The sequence below is a fragment of the Carboxydothermus ferrireducens DSM 11255 genome (assembly GCF_000427565.1).
Classification (GTDB): Bacteria; Bacillota; Z-2901; order Carboxydothermales; family Carboxydothermaceae; genus Carboxydothermus; species Carboxydothermus hydrogenoformans.
Genome location: NZ_ATYG01000003.1, coordinates 40,214 through 57,931, shown reverse-complemented (window position 1 = coordinate 57,931; position 17,718 = coordinate 40,214). Strand labels below are relative to the sequence as shown.

The following is a 17,718-nucleotide window of genomic DNA, read 5'->3' as shown; positions in this document are numbered from 1 at the left end:
CATAATAAAGGAAAAGCGGCAGCTTTACAGCTACCGCAATATTTTTAATATCCGTTCCGCTCCGGTGAAGCTTTACCCCGAAACACCCGGTAAGTATAGATAGTGTATAAAAGGACGATCGGTACCCCGATTAACGCGACAAAGAGCATTACCTTTAAAGTTAAGGGCGAGGAGGAAGCATTATAAATAGTAAGATTTTTGGCCGGATCAGTAGCAATTACCCAGTTGGGATAAAGCCCCGCCGCCACGGTTAAAATCATCGTGGCAAAAGCTATAGATGAGGCGGTAAACACCTTCTGGTAAGCGTTTTTCCGCACCCAGCCCGGGATAAGGATAAGGGATACTAAGGTTATAAGCGGTAAAACATATAAAAGGGGCAATTTTTGATAATTTTCCCACAAATGCGGTGCTGCCATTTTGCTGTAAATCCCGCCAATTAGCCACAGTACCAGTAAAATCACGGCAAAATTTTTGCTGAGTTCCCGAGCTCGTTTTTGCTGGTCCCCTTCGGTTTTTAACGCTGCATAGGCCGCCCCCTGCAGCAGGAAGGCAAAAAGCCCAACAATACCAAAGCACAGGGCAAAAGGTTTTAAAAGGCCAAAAAAGGTACCGGCGTAATTTTGCTCGGCATCTAAAGGTATACCGTAAACCACATTGCCTACCGCCACTCCAAAAAGAAGGGCCGGTAAGAAACTCCCCAGGAAAAATAAGCCGCCCATCAGCTTTTGCAGTCCCGGAGTATCTACTTTAAAGTAGTACTCCACCGCTACCGCCCGGAAAATCAACGCAAACAGTACCAGCATCATCGCCAGGTAAAAACCGCTGAACACCGACGCATAAACCAGAGGAAAAGCGGCAAAAAGCGCTCCACCGCCGGTTAAAAGCCAAACTTCGTTGCCATCCCACACCGGGCCAATGGCATTGATTAAAATTTTTCTTTCCTTATCGGTTTTCCCAAGGACGTAAAATAAACTACCCACGCCCAGATCAAAGCCGTCCAAGAGGGCATAGCCGATAATCAATACCCCCACCAGCAAAAACCAGACGGTATTTAAATCCACCCTACGCCACCTCCCTTTCCGCTACACCCAAAGCATTTTCATTATGGGTCTTAACGGTCCGCACCATCAGGTAAAGCATCAAACCGCCCAGGAAAAGGTACACAGCTATGAATAATAAATTGGTCAACACTAACTGCCCTGGGTCAAGCTTCGAGACCGCATCGGAAGTTTTTAAAAGACCGTAAACAATCCAGGGCTGACGCCCGACCTCGGCGGTTATCCACCCCAATTCATTGGCAATATAGGGAAGGGGAATAAAGTAAAGGAGGAGTTTTAAAAGCAACCGGTTATTGTAAATTTTGCCCCGGATAAGCTCCACCACCGCCCACAAAAGGGCCAATGCCATTAAAATCCCGAGACCTACCATTAAATGGAATGAAAGGAAAGTTGGTAATATCGGCGGCCGTTCCTCCCGGGGAAACTCTTTAATACCCTTTACAGGCTGATTTACATCACCGTGAGCAAGGTAGCTTAAAAGACCCGGAACTCCTATTTCAAAGACATTTTTCTCGTTTTTGGTATCCGGCCAACCTAAAATAAGGAGGGGAGCTTTTTCCTGGGTCTCCCAGAGGCCTTCAAAGGCAGCTAACTTAGCCGGTTGAGTTACCGCCACCTGTTTGGCATGAATATCGCCAAAATAAATCTGCAAAAGGGCAAAGATAAGTCCAAAGATTATCCCAACTCGTAAAGACGGCCTGGCAATTTCCACATTTTTCTTGCGCAAGAGATAGTAAGCGCTTATACCCATGACAAAGAAGGCCGCGGTTACATACGCTCCATCCAAAGTATGCAGGAAGCGCGGCAAAGTAGACGGGCTAAATACCGCTTCTTTAAAGCTTGTAAGAATAGCCCGGCCCCCTTCCAGCTTATAACCCGCCGGAGTTTGCTGCCAGGAGTTAGCAGCGATAATCCAAAAGGCTGAAAGGTTTGTACCAAAAGCAACCAAGACCGCACTTAAAAACCGCATTCCCCGGGAAATCTTATCCCGACCAAAGAGCAGAAGCCCGATAAACGTAGACTCCAAGAAGAAGGCAAAAACCCCTTCCGCCGCCAGAGGCGCACCAAAAATATCCCCCACAAACCGGGAATAGTCAGCCCAGTTGGTGCCAAATTGAAATTCCATGGTAATCCCGGAAGCTACTCCAACCGCAAAATTAATGGCAAAAAGTTTAGTCCAAAACCGGGCCATTTTATCCCAGACCTCGTCGTTAGTCCTCCAGTACTTGTACTCCATGTAAGCGATCAGCACAGCTAAACCCAAGGTAAGGGGTACGTAGAAAAAATGAAAAATAGCGGTTACGGTAAACTGCAAACGGGATAATGCCGTGAGATCCATCATCCACCCTCCTTAAAAATATACTTTTTTAGTATAGTTTTGGGCAAAATTTTTTAAAGGTTTTGCTCCCTTTCCAAAATTTTTTTAAAACTCACCGTTCCCAGCCGGGCAATGATATCATTTTGGATTAAGGAAAGCTCCTGGTGAATGGCACACCGGCCACCCCGCTGACTGGTGCAATACTGGGGATCGATTAAGCAGCGGTTAATCTTTACCGGTCCCTCCACCGCTTCCACCACATCTAACAGCGTTATTTCTTCCGGAGCTTTAGCTAAACTAAAACCGCCCCCCACCCCGCGGTAGGATTTTACAATCCCCGCTTGTCCCAGCTGCCGCAGGATTTTTAGCAAAAACCTTAAGGGGATATTTTCCCGCCCGGCAATTTCCTGGGCTTCTACCACCTCCCCATTCCCTTTTCTCGCCAAGTACAATACCGCCCGAAATGCATAATCGGTTGCCTGAGTTAGATTCATCTCTTCCTCCAAAGTATACTAAAATAGTATTGTTTTCTTTAAAATAAACCATTTATATCCCTTTTGTCAAGTAGTAATTTGGGAATAGTCCCATTTTTATACTTTACTATAACTCAGAACCGTCCCTCCTGAGGTAGCTCTTGAACCTGGGAAAGCTTTTTCTCGATATTTCTGGTTTTCTTTACGGCATTGTCGATTTCATTGGTGGCAGCTTCAAGTTTTTTCCGGGTTTTATCCAGAGCTTCCCCGAAACGGGCAAATTCGGTTTTTACTTCCCCCAGGAGGGTCCAGACTTCAAGAGAGCGCTTTTCAATAGCCAAGGTTCTAAAGCCCATCTGCAGGCTATTTAAAAAAGCCGCTAACGTAGTAGGTCCGGCTACGGCAACGCGATATTCCCGCTGAAGCCGCTCTACCAAACCATTTCTTCTTAAGACCTCGGCATATAAACCTTCCGAAGGCAAAAACATAATAGCAAAATCGGTGGTATGGGGAGGATCTAAGTATTTTTCCCGGATTTTTTTAGCTTCATCCTTAATTCTATTTTCCAACGCTTTGGCGGCTTCTTCGGCTAAAAGCGCATCTCCTTTATCGATAGCATCCAGTAATCGCTGGTAATCCTCGGTAGGAAACTTTGCATCAATGGGAAGCCACACCGGGCCATCCTTTTGCCCGGGAAGCTTAATGGCAAATTCTACCCGCTCCTCCGAACCTTTTTTCGTGGCGATGTTTTTCTCGTACTGCTCCGGGGCAAAAATCTGCTCTAAAATTGCCCCAAGCTGAATTTCACCAAGGGTTCCCCGGGTTTTGACGTTGGTTAAAACTTTCTTTAAATCTCCCACTCCCGCCGCTAAAGCCTGCATTTCTCCCAAGCCCCGTTGTACCTGTTCTAACCGCTCGCTAATAAGCCGAAAGGATTCCGAAAGCCGTCGCTCCAGCGTGCCCTGAAGCTTTTCATCGACGGTAGCCCGCATTTCCTCCAGCTTTTTAGCGTTATCCTCCTGCAAGCGATGAAGATTATCCTCTACCGTTTTCCGCACCGCTTCCAACCGCTGCTCGGTTTGCAGCATAAGCCCGGAAAGCTGCCTTTCTACCGCCTCTAACTGATTTTTCTGTAAAATCCCGATCTGACTTAAAGACCCAAGCATGGTATCGCGAAAATCTCTTAAGCTATCGCTTAGGTCTTTTCGGTTTTGAGCAGCTTCCTCCCGCAGGGTACTATTAAGACTGCTTAAAAGTTCCTTAACAAAGTTAATGCCGGTAAGAAGGCTTTCTCTTTCCGGAAAACGAATTTTCATAAAAAGGATGATTTGGAAAATAAAGATGATAAAAAGCAGAATTAAAATAAATATTTCCAAGATTATGTCTCCTTTCATTTATTATTCCAGTTTCTAACTTCCAACCTCAAACCTCAAAAAGGTACGGCTCTCCAAAAAACTGTAATCAGTCGTCGGTAATAGGTGGCAGGTAAGAAAAAAGAATTTACAGCCCACCGACCACCTACCACTGACCACCTACCACCGACCATCTATATAATTGTTCTCCCTATGCTCTCGATTCTCCTTTTCAGGCAGGGAAGGCAGGCGTCGGGATCTTCGTTTACGCAGATTTTACCGGGATAAAGCTGGTAGAGAGGTCGGTACGGTTGCGGGGTCATATTGGGCATAACCACATTGGCCCCCACTTTTAAGCCAAGCTCCCGGCCCTCGGGATGGATGGTACCAAGGGCCGTAGTGGCAGGGATATTGGCTTTAGGGAGTATAATCCGGGTCAGGGCAATCATTGTAAGGGTTTGCTCTAAAGTTCCGCCCTTTTCCTTTGCCAGCGGTGTATCCGGATGGGGAATAAAGGGGCCAATCCCCACCATCTCCGGTTGCAGCTTCTCCATAAACAATAAATCCTCCCAGAGCATATCGTCCGTCTGCCCCGGAAGGCCTACCATATTCCCCGCACCTACCTCGTAACCAAGGTCTTTTAAAGCATAAAGGCAGCGCACCCGGTTTTCAAAACTACCGTCAGGATGGAGTACTTCATAAAGTTTACGGTTTGCCGTCTCATGCCGCAAGAGGTAACGATCCGCCCCGGCTTTTTTTAATTCCCGGTACGCATGAGTAGAAAGTTCCCCGATACTTAAAGTAACGTAGACCCCAAGTTCCTTAATCCGGGAAACCATCCCTACCAGGTCCTTCAGTTTGTAATAGGGGTCCTCACCGCTCTGGAGTACCACGGTTTTTATCCCAAGAGCAGCAATTTCTTTCGCTCGCTTAATTATCTCCTCGGGGCTCATCCGGTAACGGCCAAGCTTTGTATTATCCCGGCGAAGACCGCAGTAAAGGCAGTTTCGCCGGCAGTAGTTGGAAAACTCAATGATTCCCCGAAGATATACTACATCCCCTTTTTCCCGGGCTCGAATGCTATCGGCCAAGGCATAGAGTTTATCTTGAAAAATTTCCAAAGATTAAACCTCCCAGAAACTTTCCTCAATCACCTTATTTAAATTATACAGCCTTTCCTCGGCTTCCTGCAGGGGGATTGGTTTAAAGAAAATTTTCTCTTTGGAAGTTTTCTGGGTCAATCGGGAAAGACTTTCTCCCGCAACTACCCCTATCAGGGGATAACCACCGGTGGTCTGCCGGTCGGCAAGTAAGACAATGAGTTCCCCATTTTTTGTTACCTGCATCCCACCCAGAGGCACCGGAGCGGAAATAATTTCCTTTTCAGCAAGAGTTAGCGTTGGACCCGAAAAACGGTAGCCCATCCGGTTAAACGCCGGGTTTAAGGTAAAAGGTTGCAATGCTAACCGTTCTACGCTATCCTTGGAAAGATATTCCCATTCCGGCCCCTGAATAAAATAAATTTGGTCATTTTCGTACAGGGCAAAACGTCCTTCGGGTAAAAAATAGCGTTTTTTAAAGTTCCCTTCAAATTCGGCAAAGGGTATTTCATCGTCCTTTTTTAAAGCCCGGCCCAAAAAACCTCCGAACCCCGCTAAAAGATTGGTACCTCTACCTCCCAGTACTTCGGGTACTATAAAACCGCCCTTTACCGCGAGATATCCCCAGTTACCCCCGTAAGGGCCGGTAATCTCCAGAACGCTTCCGGCAGGTGCAAAATAGGATTGCCAGAAGTGAACAGGTCCTCCGTCTAAAAAAGCCCGGTATTTACCACCGGTTAAAGCAAAAACCGTGCTCTGGCAAAACTTCACCGTAATTCCCGCATTAAATTCTATAGCCGCTTTTAAGTCTTCGTTACCGCACAGCCTGTTGGCAATCGAAAATGCTTTTAAATCCATTGCCCCTCCGGGGCCAAGGCCGTATCGCTGATAGCCAAAGCGCCCGCCATCCTGAATCGTCGTTAAATTTCCGGGTTTTAGTATTTTAAGCACGCTTTTTCCTCCAGGCCTGAACGTGGATATTTTTGCTTTCTAATTCCTGATTAATTTTTTGGACAAGTTTTACCGCCTCGATATTGTCACCATGAACACAAATGGTATCAACTTCCGTCTTTATAACCGTACCATCCACAGCTTTTACCCAGCCCTCGGCTAACGCTAAAGCCTGAGCTACCGCTTCATCCCCCGTCTTTTTAGCCCCTTCCTGATTTCTCGGCACCAGCCGGCCATCGGGTAAATAACCGCGATCGGCAAATCCTTCCCGGATAACAGTAAGTCCCATCTCACCGGCTACTTCAAAAAGTCTGCCGTAGGGTAAAGTCACAATAGCTATTTCCGGATCAAAAACCCGAACCGCCCGGGCTACTGCCTCGGCCACTTCAACTTTTACCACCGCATCGTTATACAAAGCTCCGTGCGGCTTTACATGGGTAATTTTTACCCCTTCCGCCCGGGCAAAAACAGAAAGAGCCCCGAGCTGATATAAAAGCATATTGGTTATTTCTTCTTTAGTGTAAGGAATGCTTCGGCGGCCAAACCCCCAGAGGTCCGGATAGCCGGGATGAGCTCCCAGGTTTACGCCATATTCCCGGGCAAGCTTACAGCATTCAGCCATAACCATAAAATCCCCGGCATGAAAGCCGCAGGCTACATTTATACTGGAAACCAGCGGCAAGATGGCTTCATCTTCACCTACTTTAAAGTTGCCGAAACTTTCCCCTATATCGGCGTTTAAATCAATATACCTCATGCTTCCCCTCCCAGCCGGAAGTATTCCTCAACGCTTATCGGATAAAACTCTATATACCCTCCGGGCTCCAGTAAAAAGGGAGCCTCAGGGTTTTCCGGATTAAACAGTCGCAGAGGGGTTCTTCCAATAATTTGCCAGCCACCGGGAGATGCCACCGGATAAATCCCCGTTTGCATCCCCGCAATCCCTACCGAGCCCGCTTCCACCCGTGGCCGCGGTGATGATTTACGGGGAGCGGCAATTCGCGGGTCCAACCCCCCAAGATAAGGAAAGCCTGGCGTAAAGCCAAGCATGTAGATATAATAACGGTTTTTCGTATGGATGCTCACTACTTCCTGGGGAGTTAAATTATTAAGCCTTGCCACTTCCTCAAGGTCGGGACCAAACTCCCCGCCATAAGCTACCGGTATCCGGTATAAGCGGGGAGTTTCTTCTTGCCCACTGCCGTCTTTAAGATTTTCCGCTAATCTTTCCACCAACTTTTTTAACTCCCAAAAGCTTATTACCGCCGGCTCAAAATATACCGCTAAAGCCCGGTAGGTGGGTACCGTTTCCAGGATTCCGGGAATTCCCTGCAATTTCCGGTCCAAAGCTATAACCTTCTGGTTTACTTCCCGGCTTATTTCCTTTGCAAAATAAATCCCAAGACAACGCTCTCCCAGGGAGTAAATTTTATACATATTTCCTCCTTTTAACTTAAAAGCTTTAAAAACTGGTCTTTAAAGCTAACTATACCAAAGTAACCTACCGCCAGAGCTACCACCACCCCAAAAATAGTAAGCCATACCGGATGGCGATAGTTCCCAAAAAGTTCTTTCTTGCGTAAAACTAAAAGCATGGCCGTTAAAGTAATAGGTAAAATCAAACCGTTAAAAGCTCCGGCTAAAATTAAAAGCTTTACAGGTTTACCAAACTTTACGAACACCGCCAGGGATAAAAGCACAAAAAGGATAATGGCAATATTGTAGTTTTCGCGTACTTTCTTGCTGTAAGTTTTTAAGAATGACATGGAGGTATAAGCAGAACCAATTACCGAAGTAATCGCTGCCGCCCATAGCACCAGGCCAAAAAGTTTATAACCCAAGGTACCGGCAGCGATTTTAAAAGCCGAAGCGGGCGGGTTATTGGGATCTAAAGTATGCCCTTTAGCCACCACACCCAAAACCGCCAGAAACAATAAAATCCGCATTAATCCGGCAATTATTATACCAGAAAGTGAACTTTTTGTTACCTCCGGTAAATTTTCCTCTCCCACAATGCCGGCATCCAAAAGCCTGTGGCCTCCCGCAAAAGTTATGTAACCGCCCACCGTCCCCCCGACCAAAGTCACTATCGCTAAAAAGTCAACTTTAGCCGGGACAAAAGTCCGGTAAAGCGCTTCACCTACCGGCGGCCTGGTAGTTACCGCCACATAAGCTGTTAGCAAAATCATAAGCCCGCCTAAAATCTTGGCCGTTAAATCAATTTTACTCCCTAAATCCTTGGATAAGAAAATTAAAATGGCAAAAGCCGCAGAAATCACCGCTCCCCATTCCGGGCTAAGACCGGTTAAGACATTAACCGCAAGGCCTGTGCCGGCAATGTTACCGATATTAAAGGCAAAACCCCCTAAAACAATTAAAAAAGTAACAACTACCCCCAGTCCGGGCAGTACCTCATCGGCTAACTCCTGTCCCGGTTTTCTGGTCATGGTAATAATTCTCCAGATGTTAAGCTGCGCTCCAATATCCAGTAAAATGGACATTAAAATAACAAAACCAAAACTTGTGAGAAGTTGCTCGGTAAATACCGCTGTTTGGGTTAAAAAGCCGGGACCGATGGCGGAAGTTGCCATTAAAAAAGCAGCCCCTAAAACTGCTCCTGCACTAACGTCTTTTTTCCCCATAATCTCACCCTTTCTCTATTTTTCCCTTTAAAAAGTATATATTTCTACTTTAGTTAATAAAAGTACCGTTTTTAATGTATATTGTATTCCCACCGGCATTTTGTGGGATATATCACAGAATTTTCTTAAATTTTGAAGTTTAATAGTAGTAAGGAAAGGAAGTGGGATTATGGGTATGTGGAAATGTCCCGGGCAAGACAGGAGTTTTTGGAAAATAGACGATATCTTTGAGGCTCCCTGTCCGCACTGCGGGGAAATGATTGAGTTCTGGAAAGACGACATCACCATAAAATGTCCGCACTGCAAAAACTTTGTCACCAATCCTAAATTTAATCCCGGTTGCGCCGCCTGGTGCAATTACGCCGATAAATGTCTGGGGGCAGTTGCTCAAGAAATCCAAAGTCAACCGGAAATAGTTAAAACAAGAGTAGAAGTTAACGTCCGAAAGTATCTGTTTAACCAGCCGGAACTTCTGGGTTTATCTTTAAAAGCCGGGGAATATGCCGAAAAGCTGGCCGAAAAGCTCCAGGTGTCTCCCTTGGTGCCGGTAGTAGCGGCTTATTTTCACAAAATTACCGAAAGCAGCACCCGTCAGGAACTGGCCCGGAAGGCAAAACTTCCTGAGGAAGCATATGCGGCGGTAGAAAAGCTTTTGGCAGGGGAAGGGGAAGCAAAAGAGTTAAATATCTTTTTGGATGCAGTAAGGTTAGCTGCTTTGCACCATAAAACCACAGAAGAACTTGAGCCTGAATTTAATATTCTACTAAGCGAACTATCCCTTGCCGAAGCCCGGGATTTTGCCCAGAAGATTTTTGACATAAAGAAAAAACTTTCTAAGAAAAAATAGTCTAACCCCCTGCAGGGTAAACCGCAGGGGGTTAGTTATTTTCTTATTTCTTAGCTTTTCCCGCCTGAACCTTAGCTTTTATTTCTGCCTGAACCTTGGCTTTTAGTGCTGCTACTGTTTTTGTCGTATCCCGCTTCATCTTCATTAAATCCTGCATCTCTTTTTTATTCACAATCCCACCAACTACCTTTACTTCTTTTAAAGTTCCACGGGCATCGTACTTGACCACCACTTTTGCCCCTACCGGGATTGAAGCAAGGTCTTTTACCGTATACTTAACAAATTTCGGAACAGAGATAGTCTTTTTGCCCACTTTTTTCTCTACTAAAGTAAAGATTTTGAGCCCTTTTATGCCGGTTACCTTTACCACTGCCGGGTCAGGAACGGTAAAGCTTTTGGACATGGTAACGTTCTTGTTTAATTTGGCTACGGTAAACACCCCATCTTTGTTATAAGTTACTACTCCGGCATAAGTGTAAACCGCCATACATACTGCTGGTTGCGAATAAATAGTTCCGGTCACCGAATTTGCATTATACGTAGTATCAGTTACCGTATTATTATAAGTAGCATCAGTAACTGTAGTGTTAGTTACCGTAGTGTATGTAGTAGCGGTAACCGTCGGAGTAGTCCCTTCTTCGGCCAAAGCAAACCCGGCAAAGGCCACCACCAGGGATAAAGTTAGTACTACTGCTAAGAGCTTTCTCATGGTATCTACCTCCTTTTAATTTTTGGTTTCACTATAATATTCGTAAGCTTTTAAAATTTTAAGGGGGTCATAAAAAAATTTTGCAAAAAAAGAGTATCGGGCATAAAATAAAGTTATCAGATAGAAAGAGGGGATGCGCATGGTGGAAAAAGTTTTAGAAACAGAGATTTACCGGGTTAAAATTCCGGTGCCTTTTCCTTTAAAGTATGTTAACTGCTATCTAACTTCCGATGAAAAAGGCTGGTATGTTATCGATACCGGTATCAATTACCCCGAGGCTCAGGAAGCGTGGGAAAATGTAGTTACTGACTTGGGGCTTAAGTGGGAAAATTTAAAAACCATTTACTTAACCCATTACCACCCGGACCATTACGGCCTTGCCGGCTACATGCAGCAGAAATCCCGGGCCCGGGTTTACATGGCACCGCAGGAGTTTACCGCAGCCCTGGGCTTTTTTGTAAAAGACCCGCAAGAGATTTATTCCAAATTTGCCGAGTTTTACTTACAAGTTGGAGTACCCGAAGAAAAAAGCCGGGAAATACTTTTCCACACAACTAAAAACCGGGAAATGACCGCTCCTCATCCGGAAGTTACTTTTATCGCCCCCGGGCAAAAAGTACCCTTTGGTAAATACCTGTTAACCACTTACTTTCATCCGGGGCATTCACCCTCCCATCTTACCCTGCACTTAGAGGAGTTGGGGCTTTTATTTTCGGGAGACCATCTCTTAGAAAGAATATCATCTAACATCAGCTACTGGCCGATGTACACCGGTCAAAATCCTTTGCAAGATTATTTAAAGAGCTTAGAAGCCTTAAAAAATCTCAAGGTAGATTTAGTCCTCCCCGGTCACGGCAATACCTTTTCTAATATGTTAGGAAGAATTGATGAACTTTTTGCTCACCATGAGGAAAGACTTAAGGAAATTAAAAAATTAACTGCTGAAGGACTAAATCCTTATGAAATAACCCTTAAAATTTTCGGGGAAAATCTTAGCCCCCATGAACTCCGCTTTGCCGTGGCTGAGGTAATTGCTCACCAGATTTATCTTAAAAATTAAAGGACTTAGGGCGTAATGCCATAAGTCCTTTTTATGTATTTCCATAAATCTTTACGCCTTCTTTTTTTATATATATATCAGTCGAAACTTTTTTGTCCCCCTGCCTGAAATCAACGACCTTGAATCTTTTAACCGGGAACTTTTGCAAAAATCCTTGAAATACCTGGATAAAACCCACTATGAGAAACAGCAAAAAATCCGGGATTTATTTGCNGAAGACCAGCAGCAGCTAAAAGTNTTACCGCCTAAGCCTTTTTATCCCTACACTACAGCTACGGTAACAGTGGACAAATACGGCCGAATAAAGCATAACCAAATTTACTACTATGGCATCCCGGCAAAGCCAGGAGNAAGCTTATTAGTAGTGGCAAGATGGAATACCCTGACCATTTACAACAGCCAGATAAAAACTAAATTTATATAGCTTTAGTAATTAAGGCCTGTAGCCTTGAATATAAGGTCAAATTTTACCGGATAGTAGACCAGGTAAACCTTTTAACCGAAAACCTTGCAATATCAAGAGGCTTTTCTGGTAAAAGCTGTTCCTATCCCGATAAAAAGGCTACGATTTCTCTTAGGCTATTTACCCCGTAAACCTCAACTCCAGATACTAATGCCCCTCCACCTCCACTAATTCCCCGTTGATGCCGTTTAAGGTAACGTTATGTCTTGCCACCCCTATATTTATCTTAATAAAGGAATCACCTTTGTTGTATTAATAAAAAATCACCGCAAGAAAATTCCTGCGGTGACTTAGATAGCTTCTTCTTTTATTTTTTTTACTTCTGGAACTTGTTTTTTATCTATTTCGAAAACATAATAACTTATAATAATTAATGCCATAAACGCCGCTCCAATGATTAGCGATAGTCTGGTATCGCTATTTAACCACATGCCAACTAATACTAGTACCAAGAAGATAATCGTAAGGTAATTACTGTAAGGCGAAAGTGGAGCTTTAAATGGGTGATTTTTTATTTCATTATCTTTAAGTTTTCTAAATTTAAGTTGACTGATAAGTATTACAAACCAAGGCATCATACCCGGTAATACGCTAGCACTATAAATATATACAAAAAGTTTTGGTGGAGCTATATAGTTTAAAGCTACTCCAATTAGCAAGCACGCTATTGTTACTAAAAGGCTATTGACAGGTACCCCAGAAGGAGATACCTTGGCTAAAAATTTTGGAGCTTGGCCATTTTGGCTTAATGTATATAACATTCTTGCAGAACTATAAATACCACTGTTACAACCAGACAAGGCAGCAGTTAAAACTACAAAGTTTATGATACTTGCTGCAGCAGGAATACCTACTTTAGCAAAGGTCAAAACAAATGGGCTACCAATGGTCCCCAACTTATTCCATGGATAAAGGGCGACAATTACGAAAATGGCCCCAATATAAAAGATTAGTATTCGCCATGTGATATTTTGAACTGCCCTTCTTAGAGTTCTTTGTGGATCTTTTGCTTCGCCGGCTGTAACACCAACCAATTCAACCCCTTGGAAAGCTGCAACTACAAGACAAAGGGCAAACAGGAATCCTTTTATACCATTTGGGAAGAAGCCGCCATGAATATATAAGTTTTCTAATCCAATGGGGCGACCATGGTTGCCAAATCCGAAAAAGATCATTCCTATCCCCAAAATAATCATTACTACTATTGTCACCACTTTAATAAGCGCAAACCAGAATTCAAATTCTCCATAGTACTTAACTGCAGCTAAGTTTGCCGTACCTACTATCAAAATTGCTATTAAGCCAGGTACCCATTGAGGCAATGTTGGAAACCAAAATTTCATATAAATGCCTACGGCTGTTACCTCCGACATTCCTACCGCTACCCACATAAACCAGTAACTCCAAGCAGTAAGATAACCCCATAAAGGACCGATGTACTTGTGGGCATAAGTTGCAAAGGAGCCGGTGATTGGTTCAATGTAAAGCATTTCACCTATAGTACGCATTATGAAAAATATGAAGATACCCGCTATAATGTAAGCTAAAATTACAGAAGGACCTGCCCATTTCAAGGTACTTGCTGAACCCATGAATAAACCTACTCCAATGGTCCCTCCTAAAGCAATTAACTCAATGTGCCTTGCCTCTAAACCTCTTTTTAATTCTTTTTCAGTTTCTACCATTTATACTTCCTCCTTTTATTAAAATTTTGAATTATACTTCCCGAAAACTACCATTTATTACCAATCAGGTTTTGCTTGTATATTTTAGCACTAATAACTTTACCTGTAGGGGTAGCCGCAAGCCCTCCCAGAGCCGTCTCCTTTAAAGATACAGGAAGCGCCCGCCCAATTTCCCCCATTGCATCAATCACTTCATCAAAAGGAATAGCTGAAACAATTCCCGCTAAAGCCATATCTGCTGCCGCTAAGGCTTGTACCGCCGCCGCAACATTACGCTTTACGCAGGGAACTTCCACTAAACCCGCCACCGGATCACAAACTAAACCAAGCATTCCTTTTAAGGCTATGGCTCCTGCATGAACTGCCTGCTCCGGAGTTCCTCCCATTAATTCAGCAGCAGCAACTGCAGCCATCGCTGCAGCCGAACCACATTCTGCCTGACAGCCTCCCTGGGCTCCAGAAAGGGAAGCTTTATGGGCAATAACTACTCCCACTGCTCCAGCAGCGTATAACCCTTCAACTACTTTTTCTTCGGAAATACTATACTCTTCCATTAAACTTAACAGTACTCCTGGTAAAACCCCTGCAGAACCTGCCGTAGGAGCTGCCACAATTAAACCCATGGAAGCATTGGCTTCACTTACCGCTAAGGCGTAGGCAATAGCTTTGCCAAAAACTCCCGCAGCTAATGTCTTACCAGCATCCAGCTGTTTTTTATATTTTACTGCTTGGCCGCCCACCAATCCTCCCACCGAAGATCTACCAGTAAAGCCCTCTGCAATTGCTTCTTTCATCACCAAAACTCTTTTTTGCATAATAGCAATTAATTCTTCCTCTAAAACTTCCCGGTCTTTAGCTTCCAACAATAACGCTGTCCTTCCTAAAGTCTGGCCAAGTTTTTTAGCTTCACTAAGTAATTGCTCTACCGATTCAAGATACATACTGTCCTCCTTACAGCGGGGGAATAGTAAAACCACTATTTATCCCTGGGAGTCTTTTAATTTCCCATAAAATTTCTTCATCAACTGGCTGGTCGGTTTCAATAACCATTAACGCCTCAGCCCCTTTTCTCTGCCGGGAAACACTCATTTGGGCAATGTTAATTCCGTGCCATGCTAAAACCGATGTAACCTTGGCAACTGCCCCTGGACGGTCAGCATGGGGAACCACTAAAGTTGGGTACTTGGCAGTAATTTTTACAGGATAACCATTAATACCGGTAATTAATACTGAACCGCCACCAATAGAGCTTCCGGTAATCGTAGCTTTATTTTTCGCACCAGTCAACTCCATATACACTGTATTAGGGTGAGCTTCAGATAGTTCTATGGGCAAAAATTCATACTCTAATCCCTTTTCTTCAGCAATTTTTAAACTTTCCCTTATCCGAGAATCATCAGCATCAAACCCTAAAAGTCCGGCAATTAGTGCCCGGTCTGTACCGTGTCCTCGATACGTTTCCTTAAAAGAGCCGTGCAAAAAGATTTTTGCCTTTTGCGGTTCCTCCCCTAATATCAGCCTTCCTACTTTTCCCAATCTCACCGCTCCAGCGGTATGAGAGCTTGACGGCCCAATCATTACCGGTCCAATAATATCTAAAATATCCATCTTTCCTTTCCTACCTTTTCGCTAACTTAAACTAAATCCCAATCCGGTTAGCTACTTGTACCAATTTATTAAAATTCCGCATTATATTTCCAAGGAAGTAAGCGTTGGGGAAATATTAACAAAATAATGGTGCTGTTTTAAAAGTCTTTGAATCTCTTCGACCTGTTCAGGATCAGCTGTTTCAAGCTCCAATTCTACCTGAGCAGAACCCAATGGGACATTTACAGCTTCTCGATTGTGAATTACTGATAACACGTTGGCTCCTGTGCTGGCAATTATCTGGAGTAATTGGCTTAGAGTTCCTGGCTTGTCCGGAATAACGGTATTCAAGAAAATTTTTCTGCCATCCTTTACTAAACCTTTGTTAATAATGCGTGATAAAAGATTTACGTCAATATTTCCACCACTTACAATTGCTACAATTTTACTCTTTTTATAATGAGATAATCGATTTAAAACAGCTGCAACGGATACCGATCCAGCCCCTTCAGCTACGGTTTTCGCCCTTTCCATCAAAAACAAAATAGCACTGGCGATTTCATCTTCATCAACAGTAACAATATCATCTACATAATGTTTAACAATTTCAAAAGTTAAGTCCCCAGGGTTTCTAACCGCAATACCATCAGCGATTGTGGGGTGGCCACTTATATTTATAAGTTGTCCTCGTGCTAATGACTCTGCCATGGAAGGCATATTTTTAGCTTGAACACCAATAACTTGCACCTTTGGTCTTAAGTTTTTTATGGCCACTGCAATTCCTGCAATTAAGCCACCGCCTCCGATAGGCACTACAACTACTTCTACATCTGGTAAATCTGCTAAAATTTCCAACGCTATAGTTCCCTGACCTGCAATAACTTGTGGATCGTTAAATGGATGAATGAAGGTAGCTTTTGTTTCTAACTGAATTCGTTTAGCTTCTTCATACGCTTCATCATAAACGTTACCATGCAATACTACTTTTGCTCCATATTGACTTGTAGCCTTTATTTTGGACAATGGAGCGTGTCTTGGCATGACAATAGTGGAACGGATTCCATAAAGGGTTGCTGCCAGAGCTACACCTTGGGCATGGTTGCCAGCAGATGAAGCAACAACTCCTCTTTTCTTTTCACTTTCACTTAAACTCGCTATTTTATAATAAGCCCCTCTTAACTTAAATGAACCAGTACGCTGTAAGTTTTCCATTTTTAAATAGATATGATTACCAGTCATTTCACTTAGAGTGGTATTATATACGAGAGGTGTCTTGTGTGCAATTTTGCCTAAAATTTCACTGGCTTTTTTTACTTCTTCTAGGGAAACCATGAATTTTCACCTTCTAATGAATTTATTTACAAGCAACAACTTCTACTTCTACCAGCGCGCCTTTTGGCAAACTAGCAACAGCTATGCATGAACGTGCCGGAAAAACCTTACCAAAATATTCACTGTAAATTTTATTTACAGCAGTAAAGTCATCCATATTGGTAATAAAAATTGTAGTTTTAACCACATGGCTAAATTCCATACCCGCTGCAGATAAGATCTGCCTTATATTTTCCATTGCCTGTTTTATTTGGGCTTCAACTCCTCCTGGTACAAGTTCACCAGTCTGAGGATTAATACCAATTTGACCAGAGACAAATAGAAATCCATTTACCTTTATAGCCTGAGAATAGGGACCAATAGCTTGTGGCGCTTTGCTGGTGTTAATAACTTCTTTCATTTCTCATCCCTCTTCTTATAATTGTTTAGATACCTATATATTGTACTTTCCGAGGTTTTTAGATATTTTGCAAGTTCGGTTACTGCACCTTTTAATAAAAAGAAGCCTTTATCATTTAATTTTTGGACAATTTCTATTTTTTCTTCTTGTGACAACCGCTCCGGTGGAACGTTGAACTGTTTAATAGTTTCTTCAATAAGGGATGACATTAAGTCTTCTAAAGATGGGTTCGTAACTTCCAAAAACTCACTTCTTAAATTAATTTTTTGAGCTTGTTTATCTGTGTCTATATTCATAATAAAGTCGTCAATAAATTTACGTGCTTGTAAAGCAGTACTAAGGTCCACATTTACGCATAACATTCCAACTAATTCACCATTATCATCCTTAATGAAAAAAGTAGACGAACGTAACGGTTTTCCATCTTTTGTCCGAGCAGGATAGTTAACCATAGCATCTTGCGTTTGATACAATTTTTCTTTTAAAAATTTTAGCCCTAAATCGGTAAGCGGTCCTCCCACCTTTCGCCCACTAATATGACCGTTCCGTATTGCAATAATTGAACTCTCTACGTTTGTAACATCGTGTAGAACAACCTCACAGTGTGGCCCGACAATAGTAGCAATGAAATCTACCAGAGGAATAAATCTTTCCAATAACTTTTCCTTCACCTTATCCCCCCTCAGTGAGATTATTTGTGTTGTTAGTAATTTTGAAAATAATTTTACCTTTTATGCCAAA

At 43.3% G+C, this 17,718-nt stretch carries 18 protein-coding genes; 2 read left to right on the top strand and 16 right to left on the bottom strand.

The annotated features are described in order from the left end of the window. Positions 1 to 44 precede the first annotated feature (44 nt). The 9 genes from cydB to CARFE_RS0102480 all read right to left on the bottom strand — a co-directional run bounded on the left by cydB (position 45) and on the right by CARFE_RS0102480 (position 8,894). Positions 45 to 1,061: a cytochrome d ubiquinol oxidase subunit II gene (gene cydB, locus CARFE_RS0102520; RefSeq protein ID WP_028051617.1), complete on the bottom strand. Its 1,017-nt coding sequence runs from the start codon at positions 1,059 to 1,061 to the stop codon at positions 45 to 47. A gap of 1 nt (position 1,062) precedes the next feature. Continuing rightward, positions 1,063 to 2,400 carry a cytochrome ubiquinol oxidase subunit I gene (locus tag CARFE_RS0102515; RefSeq protein ID WP_245570747.1) on the bottom strand — a complete coding sequence of 446 codons (1,338 nt, stop codon included), beginning with the start codon at positions 2,398 to 2,400 and terminating at the stop codon, positions 1,063 to 1,065. A gap of 50 nt (positions 2,401 to 2,450) precedes the next feature. After that, positions 2,451 to 2,870, bottom strand: coding sequence for an RrF2 family transcriptional regulator (locus tag CARFE_RS0102510; RefSeq protein ID WP_028051615.1), 420 nt, complete (start codon positions 2,868 to 2,870; stop codon positions 2,451 to 2,453). Between the two features lie 113 nt (positions 2,871 to 2,983). Further along, entirely contained in the window at positions 2,984 to 4,225 is a 1,242-nt protein-coding gene (locus CARFE_RS0102505; protein WP_084138709.1) for a DNA recombination protein RmuC, read from the bottom strand. A 170-nt stretch (positions 4,226 to 4,395) separates the two neighbouring features. Further along, positions 4,396 to 5,322 (bottom strand): [FeFe] hydrogenase H-cluster radical SAM maturase HydE, encoded by a 927-nt coding sequence (gene hydE, locus CARFE_RS16270; protein ID WP_051250119.1) that lies wholly within the window; start codon positions 5,320 to 5,322, stop codon positions 4,396 to 4,398. Between the two features lie 3 nt (positions 5,323 to 5,325). Continuing rightward, positions 5,326 to 6,252 (bottom strand): 5-oxoprolinase subunit C family protein, encoded by a 927-nt coding sequence (locus CARFE_RS16265; protein ID WP_051250118.1) that lies wholly within the window; start codon positions 6,250 to 6,252, stop codon positions 5,326 to 5,328. Then, a complete protein-coding gene (locus CARFE_RS0102490) occupies positions 6,245 to 7,009 on the bottom strand; it encodes a 5-oxoprolinase subunit PxpA (RefSeq protein ID WP_028051613.1) in 765 nt (254 codons plus the stop codon). The genes CARFE_RS16265 and CARFE_RS0102490 overlap by 8 nt, the downstream gene beginning before the upstream one ends. Continuing rightward, complete coding sequence (gene pxpB, locus CARFE_RS14015; protein ID WP_034541472.1) at positions 7,006 to 7,689, bottom strand: 5-oxoprolinase subunit PxpB; 684 nt, start codon at positions 7,687 to 7,689, stop codon at positions 7,006 to 7,008. The genes CARFE_RS0102490 and pxpB overlap by 4 nt, the downstream gene beginning before the upstream one ends. 11 nt (positions 7,690 to 7,700) lie before the next feature. After that, positions 7,701 to 8,894 (bottom strand): NRAMP family divalent metal transporter, encoded by a 1,194-nt coding sequence (locus tag CARFE_RS0102480; protein WP_011345319.1) that lies wholly within the window; start codon positions 8,892 to 8,894, stop codon positions 7,701 to 7,703. Positions 8,895 to 9,063: 169 nt separating this feature from the next. Between CARFE_RS0102480 and CARFE_RS15460 the strand changes: the two genes are divergently transcribed. Next, entirely contained in the window at positions 9,064 to 9,741 is a 678-nt protein-coding gene (locus CARFE_RS15460; RefSeq protein WP_051250117.1) for an HD domain-containing protein, read from the top strand. 43 nt (positions 9,742 to 9,784) lie between these two features. Here the strand turns inward: CARFE_RS15460 and CARFE_RS0102470 are convergent, their stop codons facing one another. After that, complete coding sequence (locus CARFE_RS0102470; protein WP_028051612.1) at positions 9,785 to 10,450, bottom strand: hypothetical protein; 666 nt, start codon at positions 10,448 to 10,450, stop codon at positions 9,785 to 9,787. A 139-nt stretch (positions 10,451 to 10,589) separates the two neighbouring features. Here CARFE_RS0102470 and CARFE_RS14005 point away from each other — a divergent pair, with 139 nt between their 5' ends. Then, positions 10,590 to 11,510: an MBL fold metallo-hydrolase gene (locus CARFE_RS14005; RefSeq protein ID WP_051250116.1), complete on the top strand. Its 921-nt coding sequence runs from the start codon at positions 10,590 to 10,592 to the stop codon at positions 11,508 to 11,510. A gap of 753 nt (positions 11,511 to 12,263) precedes the next feature. Here CARFE_RS14005 and CARFE_RS0102455 read toward each other — a convergent pair. The 6 genes from CARFE_RS0102455 to CARFE_RS0102430 all read right to left on the bottom strand — a co-directional run bounded on the left by CARFE_RS0102455 (position 12,264) and on the right by CARFE_RS0102430 (position 17,648). Then, entirely contained in the window at positions 12,264 to 13,658 is a 1,395-nt protein-coding gene (locus CARFE_RS0102455) for an amino acid permease (RefSeq protein ID WP_028051610.1), read from the bottom strand. A 47-nt stretch (positions 13,659 to 13,705) separates the two neighbouring features. Beyond that, on the bottom strand, positions 13,706 to 14,599 hold the full coding sequence (gene sdaAA / locus CARFE_RS0102450; RefSeq protein ID WP_028051609.1) for an L-serine ammonia-lyase, iron-sulfur-dependent, subunit alpha: 894 nt from the start codon (positions 14,597 to 14,599) through the stop codon (positions 13,706 to 13,708). A 10-nt stretch (positions 14,600 to 14,609) separates the two neighbouring features. After that, positions 14,610 to 15,266 (bottom strand): L-serine ammonia-lyase, iron-sulfur-dependent subunit beta, encoded by a 657-nt coding sequence (sdaAB, locus tag CARFE_RS0102445; protein WP_028051608.1) that lies wholly within the window; start codon positions 15,264 to 15,266, stop codon positions 14,610 to 14,612. Positions 15,267 to 15,347: 81 nt separating this feature from the next. Next, positions 15,348 to 16,577, bottom strand: a complete 1,230-nt coding sequence (gene ilvA / locus CARFE_RS0102440; protein WP_028051607.1) for a threonine ammonia-lyase — start codon at positions 16,575 to 16,577, stop codon at positions 15,348 to 15,350. 22 nt (positions 16,578 to 16,599) lie between these two features. After that, a complete protein-coding gene (locus CARFE_RS0102435) occupies positions 16,600 to 16,977 on the bottom strand; it encodes a RidA family protein (protein ID WP_028051606.1) in 378 nt (125 codons plus the stop codon). After that, a complete protein-coding gene (locus CARFE_RS0102430; protein ID WP_028051605.1) occupies positions 16,974 to 17,648 on the bottom strand; it encodes a helix-turn-helix transcriptional regulator in 675 nt (224 codons plus the stop codon). The genes CARFE_RS0102435 and CARFE_RS0102430 overlap by 4 nt, the downstream gene beginning before the upstream one ends. Positions 17,649 to 17,718 lie beyond the last annotated feature (70 nt).

Coding starts and splice junctions, on each gene's coding strand:
- sdaAA (WP_028051609.1), bottom strand. CDS start 14,599: ATGTATCTTGAATCGGTAGAGCAATTACTTAGTGAAGCTAAAAAACTT.
- CARFE_RS14005 (WP_051250116.1), top strand. CDS start 10,590: ATGGTGGAAAAAGTTTTAGAAACAGAGATTTACCGGGTTAAAATTCCG.
- CARFE_RS0102515 (WP_245570747.1), bottom strand. CDS start 2,400: ATGATGGATCTCACGGCATTATCCCGTTTGCAGTTTACCGTAACCGCT.
- CARFE_RS0102455 (WP_028051610.1), bottom strand. CDS start 13,658: ATGGTAGAAACTGAAAAAGAATTAAAAAGAGGTTTAGAGGCAAGGCAC.
- ilvA (WP_028051607.1), bottom strand. CDS start 16,577: ATGGTTTCCCTAGAAGAAGTAAAAAAAGCCAGTGAAATTTTAGGCAAA.
- CARFE_RS0102490 (WP_028051613.1), bottom strand. CDS start 7,009: ATGAGGTATATTGATTTAAACGCCGATATAGGGGAAAGTTTCGGCAAC.
- CARFE_RS0102480 (WP_011345319.1), bottom strand. CDS start 8,894: ATGGGGAAAAAAGACGTTAGTGCAGGAGCAGTTTTAGGGGCTGCTTTT.
- CARFE_RS0102510 (WP_028051615.1), bottom strand. CDS start 2,870: ATGAATCTAACTCAGGCAACCGATTATGCATTTCGGGCGGTATTGTAC.
- CARFE_RS15460 (WP_051250117.1), top strand. CDS start 9,064: ATGGGTATGTGGAAATGTCCCGGGCAAGACAGGAGTTTTTGGAAAATA.
- pxpB (WP_034541472.1), bottom strand. CDS start 7,689: ATGTATAAAATTTACTCCCTGGGAGAGCGTTGTCTTGGGATTTATTTT.
- sdaAB (WP_028051608.1), bottom strand. CDS start 15,266: ATGGATATTTTAGATATTATTGGACCGGTAATGATTGGGCCGTCAAGC.
- CARFE_RS0102435 (WP_028051606.1), bottom strand. CDS start 16,977: ATGAAAGAAGTTATTAACACCAGCAAAGCGCCACAAGCTATTGGTCCC.
- CARFE_RS0102470 (WP_028051612.1), bottom strand. CDS start 10,450: ATGAGAAAGCTCTTAGCAGTAGTACTAACTTTATCCCTGGTGGTGGCC.